Genomic DNA, 5,669 nt, shown 5'->3' with positions numbered 1-5,669 from the left:
GCAGCTATCCAACGACACCCCAGCTCTCGCGCTGCCCTGAGATCGGCAGCCTCCCTGGCATCGTGCTGGGAATGTTCATGGCCACAACGATCATCCATACATTGGTGACGTCCATACAGGCCGACTTTGTGCACTCAAAACGTCTCAGCAATTGGCGCTCAACAAGCAGCATTCGCTGCCACTTGCTGATTGCCATTGGAGCACTCATGACAGCAGGCACATTATTCCTAGAGATCCTTCTATGGGCCTGGGTCTACCGCCACGTCGGCGCGATTCACGGCCTAGAAGAAAGTTTGTATTTCTCGGGCATTACATTCACAACAGTTGGCTATGGAGACGTCACCCTGGCCAAATGCTGGCAATTATTAAGCGTGGGAGAAGCCGTGAACGGGGTCTTGATGGCCGGGTGGAGCGCCGCCCAACTGATATTCCTCGTCCATAGGATGATGATCTTTAGCGTACAACCTGAAAGGGCACAGCCAGATTGACCCCTATTGTCGAATCCTCATTAATTTGCCCCACTGGGCTGCTGGCCATCAAGGCCCACCCGATACGATCGGCACCACGGGCTCAAGCCGCTGTAGAGCCAGTCGTGCGACCGATGGAAGAGAGATAACGTAAGTGAGCCGGCCTAGACCAGTACACAGCAAGAGGAATTGCGACCAGCTCATTGAGCAACATCGCGCGAACGTAGGAAGCCACGTCAATTTCGCCTTGGCTAAGCAGCCAGAGTTGAACCATCAAGATCTTGAAAACCCCAATCCACAAAACCACCCGTAGCCAGGCTAGAGCCTTCAGCGACTTCCCGCTTGCAACACCAAACATGGCGAGCAATACGGCAAGCGAAATCACAATGCCCAGCAGACGGTGGAGCACAAGGCCCTCAATGCCACGGACTGAATACAGCCGCAACCCTGCCACAAAGAAGGTTAAACAAATGGCCTGATGGACATAGACAATCCTTGTCATCAGTCCAAACCCCCTGGGCCTTGACTGGCGAGAATCAGCAGCCATCAATCTTGTCCGGAGATAGTGGGAACGGCAACGGATCTGGAATCACCATCACCAGCACCGCCGCCCTCACCAAACCAGCGCTCCTCGAGCTGCTTGATCACCACGTAGAAGGGCGGCACAACTCCCAGCGAAAGCACCGTGGCCACTAGGAGGCCGCCGAAGATCACCGTGCCCAGCGACTGCTGGCTGTTGGCACCAGCTGTGGTGGCCACCACCAGCGGCAGGAAGCCTGCCAGCGAGGCGATCGCGGTCATCAGGATCGGCCGCATGCGGGATTCGGCTGCGGCCATAGCAGCCTCGGCGATGCCCATGCCCTCCTCCAGATGCTGTTCTGCAACCTCCACGATCAGGATGCCGTTCTTGGCAGCAAGGCCGATCAGGGTCACCAGACCCACCTGGGCATAGATGTTGAGGTCAATAGAGCGCAATGCCAAAAACACCAGGGCCCCGAGCATGGCCAACGGCACCGTCATCAGAATGATCACCGGGGTGACATAGCTCTCGTACTGGGCCGACAGCACCAGATAGACGATCAGGATGCCCAGGCCGAACACCAAAACGCTGGCATTACCGGCTGACAGCTGCAACGAAGCCAGGCCCGTGAAGGCATAGCCAATGTTGTTGGATTCCAGTTTCTGGAAGATCTGCTGAATGGCTGTCAGGGCCTGGCCCGAGCTCTTGCCAATTGCCTCAGCACCCTGAATCAAAATAGTTCGGTAAAGGTTGTAGTGGCTGATCACCGGCGGGGCGCTGGTGAGTTCAGACGAGGCAAACTCGCTCACCTGCACCAGCTTGTTGTCGCGGTTGCGCACGTAGTAACTGAGAACATCCTCCAGGGTGCTGCGTCCCGACGCTTCGGACTGCACATAGATGTTGCGCACCTGGCCATTCTCATAGGTGAGTCCGGAATAGTTGCCGCCAGCGAGCACGGCGATCGTCTGCATGGCCTGCTGGAAGTCGACATTGAGGGTCCCCATGATCGAGCGATCGATCGTCAGACCAAAGGCCGGCGCGCTGGGAATGAACTGGGTGTAGAGACTGGAAAACTGATCGGAAGCTGTACCCGCTGCCACCAGCTGCTGGGCCAGAGCATCAAGCTGGTTGAAGCTGTAGGAACCGTTGCTGAGGTCGTTGAACTGGAAGTAGAAGCCACCCTGGGCCGAGAAGCCTGGAATCGCCGGGGGCTGGGCTGCAACCACCAGGCCACTGCTGATCCTGGCGAGCTTGGCGTTGAGCCGAGCAACAATGGCGGGGGCTTTCTGATCGGCTCCGCTGCGCTCCTCCAGGGGCTTCAGGCCAAAGAAGAACACACCCTGGTCGGGGCTGGAGCCGTTGAAGCCGTAGCCGCTCACCACCGAAGCCGCCGTGATGTCTGGCTCCTCCTTGAGCACCTTGGCGATCTCCAGGCCGGTCTGCTGGGTGAGGCTGAGGGAGGCGCCATTCTGCAGCTGGAAGATCCCCACTCCGTAGCCCTGGTCTTCCTCCGGAATAAACGCCGAAGGCAGGGCTGAAAAGGCAAGCACGGTTAGCACGATGCCCCCGGCCAGACCAGCCAGCACAAATTTGCGCTTGCGGATGAGTACCTGCAAAAGCCGGGCATAATTGGCCTGGAGCCAGGCAAAAAACTGGTTGAAGCGATCAAAAATCAAGGCCAGCCGGCTGCCGGCGACACCGAACAGCACCACACCGAACACGTAGGCGCCGACACCAAATGATGCGGCGCTGAAGCGACCGAACGCCAAACCCACCACCACACCACCGATCGTCCAACCCCATCCCTTCGGTTTCGGAGGCTGCTCCGCCTTCAGGATCAAAGCCGACATCATCGGCGAGAAGGTGAGGGCGTTGAAGGTGGAGATGGCGATCGAAAAAGCGATCGTGAGAGCGAATTGCTTGTAGATGATGCCGATGCCGCCCGGGTAGAACGCCACTGGCACAAATACCGCCATCAGCACCAACGAGGTGGCGATCAACGCACCGATCAGGGTGCCCATGCACTCCATCGCAGCCTTGCGGGGGCTCATGCCGCTCTCGAGGTTCTTGGAGACGGCCTCAATCACCACAATCGCGTCATCCACCACCAGGCCGGTGGCGAGCACCAACCCCAGCAGGGTGAGCTGGTTGATCGAGAATCCAAAAGCCTTGATGAAGGCGAAGGTGCCGATCAGCGAAATCGGAATCGCCAGGCTGGGAACCACCGTGGCGCGCCAGTTCTGCAGAAACAGAAACAGGATCACCAGCACGAGCACAATCGCCAGGCCCAGGGCATCGGTCACGCCACTCACGGCCGACTCAATGAACTGGCCGATGTTGTAGATCTGCTTGACGGTGATACCCGCAGGCACGGTCTGGGAGAACTGGTCCATCACCGCCACGACCGCTTCCGACACATCCAGCGCGTTGCTCTCGGGGGTCTGGAACACCGCCACGGTGATCGCTGGGTAGCCATCAACGCTGACGGCCTGCTGGGCAAAGGTGTTGAAGCCGTAGGTGGCCTGACCCACATCCCGGAGCCGCAACAGATTGCCCTGGGGTGACTTGCCCACGATCAGATCGTTGAGCTGCTCCACCGACATCAGGTTGCCGTTGTCGGCCACCAGGATTGGGTAGGCGAACAGCTGGTCTCCTCCGGCGGGCGGGCCACCAATCAGACCACCAATCGCAACGCTGTTCTGACTCTTGACAGCATTAACGATCTGATCGGCGGTCAATTGGTTGGCCGTGAGCTTGTTGGGGTCGACGAACAGCCAGAAAGCTGGATTGCTGCCGCCCAACATGCTCAGCTGGGCGACGCCGGGAACCCGTTCCAGTTGGTAATAGAGCTGCTCATAAATGAGGCCATTAATATAAGGCGCATCAAACTGTCCCTCGGTCGAGGTGACCTGATAGGCCAGCAGGATCGAAGGCGTGCTCTGCATCACCGACACCCCCGTAGCCGACACCTGCTGCGGCAACTGGGGCATAGCCAGGGAAACGCGGTTCTGCACGTTCACCTGGTCGATGTTGATATCCGTGTCTTCGTTGAATTAAACCTGAATGATGCTCTGACCGGTGTTCGAGCTGGTTGAGGAGATGTAAGCCGCACCCGGCACGCCGTTGATCTGCTGCTCGATCGGATTGGTAACGGCCTGTTCAGTAACTATGGAATTAGCCCCGCCGTAGTTGGCCGTCACCTGAATCAGGGGCGGCGCGATGTTGGGGAGGTTCTCAATCGACAGACTTGGGATCGCGATGATGCCCATCAGCACGATCAGAATGCTGCAAACGGTGGTCAGAACCGGCCGCTTGATGAACTTGTCTGATAGCGACATGGGTGGACCTCAGTTCACACCCGGCTGACCGGCACCAGCAAGCTTCACTGGCATCCCGGTGCGCAACAGGGCCGTGTTGCTCACCACCACCTGGTCGCCGGCCGCCAGGCCAGAGAGCACGGGATAGCGGTTGTCCTGCAAGGTGCCGAGTTTCACCGGCATCTGCACCACGATCGGCGTTTCCGGCGGCAGAGCCTCCAGCTTCTGCTTCTGGGCTTCGGGGATCTGGGTGGAGGCCCGAATCTTGGCGAGCACCTGGTTGAGGCGGAAGACGCGGTAGACGAAGGGCTGCTGGGCCTGCATCATCACGGCCTGCACAGGCACCGAGAGCTGGCGGGAATTGCCGGTAATGATCCGGTTGCGCACGTATTGACCGGTCTTGAGCTTGCCAGTGAGGTTGGGGAAAGAGGCCTTAACCAGCACCGTGTTCGGTGAGGACTGGTTGCCACTGACGCCGTAATAGGGCGATATGAACACCACCTTGCCGATGTTGATCACCGGCGGATTCCCCTGGGACTTGAGCTCCACAGGCTGGCCCATCTGCACCCGGGAGGCCTGGGTGGCCGGCACATCCATCAAGGTCCAGAGATCGCTGTTATCAACGATGCCGGTGATCGCCTGCCCCTGACGTACATAATCGCCGATCTTGACGGTATCTAAGTCACCGATCTCACCACTGATCGGAGCCGTGACGTACTTGTAGCCGAGATCAGCGGCCGTGGCGCGCGCCTGGTCGCGGCTCTGAATCGCCTGGGTGACGTAGTAATCACGGTCCTTGGTGGACACGGCACCTTGCTCATTCAAGAAGATGTAGCGCTCCGCATTGACAATGTCTTTGCTCGCTTCTGCCTTGCTGGCATCGAGGGCTGCCGACTGCTGCACGTTGTCGAGCACCAGAATCGGCTGACCTGCTTTGACCCGCTGCCCCTGGGTGACCAGAATCTTGACCACCCGTCCATCCACCTCTGGCTTGAGGGCCACGTCGGTGGTGGAACTGAGCTGACTGATTACCTGGATCGAGGGGCTGAAACTGGCCTCGCCGATGGTTTCGGTCTGGACTGCCAAGGACTGCCTGGCCTGGGGCTTGCTGCCACAGGCAACAAGTAGCAGGGCCACAAACGAGAGCGCTGGGACTGCGCGAAACACAACGCAAGAGCAGTAGTTCGTAAATTAACGGACCAGCAGGAATGTGCCCTGTTCAGGAACCATTTGAGCCGGGGTTGGCCGCAAGACGCACCGGTGCCCCGTGGCGCAGGTTGAGCAGGCCCGCGGTGATCACCCGATCTCCCGGCTGCACACCGCGCCGTACCGGGTAGAGAGTGCCCTGCAGCTCGCCCAGTTGCA

3 protein-coding genes and 1 pseudogene are annotated in these 5,669 nt (G+C 59.1%); 1 reads left to right on the top strand and 3 read right to left on the bottom strand.

Annotation, left to right across the window (positions count from 1 at the left end):
- Positions 1 to 488: potassium channel family protein (locus tag KBZ15_RS17195; RefSeq protein ID WP_255016447.1), on the top strand; the 488-nt coding region annotated here is incomplete at its 5' end.
- An 82-nt stretch (positions 489 to 570) separates the two neighbouring features.
- Here the strand turns inward: KBZ15_RS17195 and KBZ15_RS17190 are convergent.
- The 3 genes and pseudogenes from KBZ15_RS17190 to KBZ15_RS17180 all read right to left on the bottom strand — a co-directional run bounded on the left by KBZ15_RS17190 (position 571) and on the right by KBZ15_RS17180 (position 5,471).
- Positions 571 to 969: a hypothetical protein gene (locus tag KBZ15_RS17190; protein WP_255016446.1), complete on the bottom strand. Its 399-nt coding sequence runs from the start codon at positions 967 to 969 to the stop codon at positions 571 to 573.
- Between the two features lie 44 nt (positions 970 to 1,013).
- Positions 1,014 to 4,325 (bottom strand): annotated as a pseudogene (locus KBZ15_RS17185) (efflux RND transporter permease subunit).
- Between the two features lie 9 nt (positions 4,326 to 4,334).
- A complete protein-coding gene (locus KBZ15_RS17180) occupies positions 4,335 to 5,471 on the bottom strand; it encodes an efflux RND transporter periplasmic adaptor subunit (protein ID WP_255016444.1) in 1,137 nt (378 codons plus the stop codon).
- Positions 5,472 to 5,669: the final 198 nt, after the last annotated feature.

Source organism: Cyanobium sp. BA20m-p-22, from assembly GCF_024346275.1.
In the GTDB taxonomy this organism is placed as follows: Bacteria; Cyanobacteriota; Cyanobacteriia; order PCC-6307; family Cyanobiaceae; genus Cyanobium_A.
The sequence above is the reverse complement of the archived record's forward strand: the minus strand, read 5'-3'. Positions and strand labels throughout refer to the sequence as shown.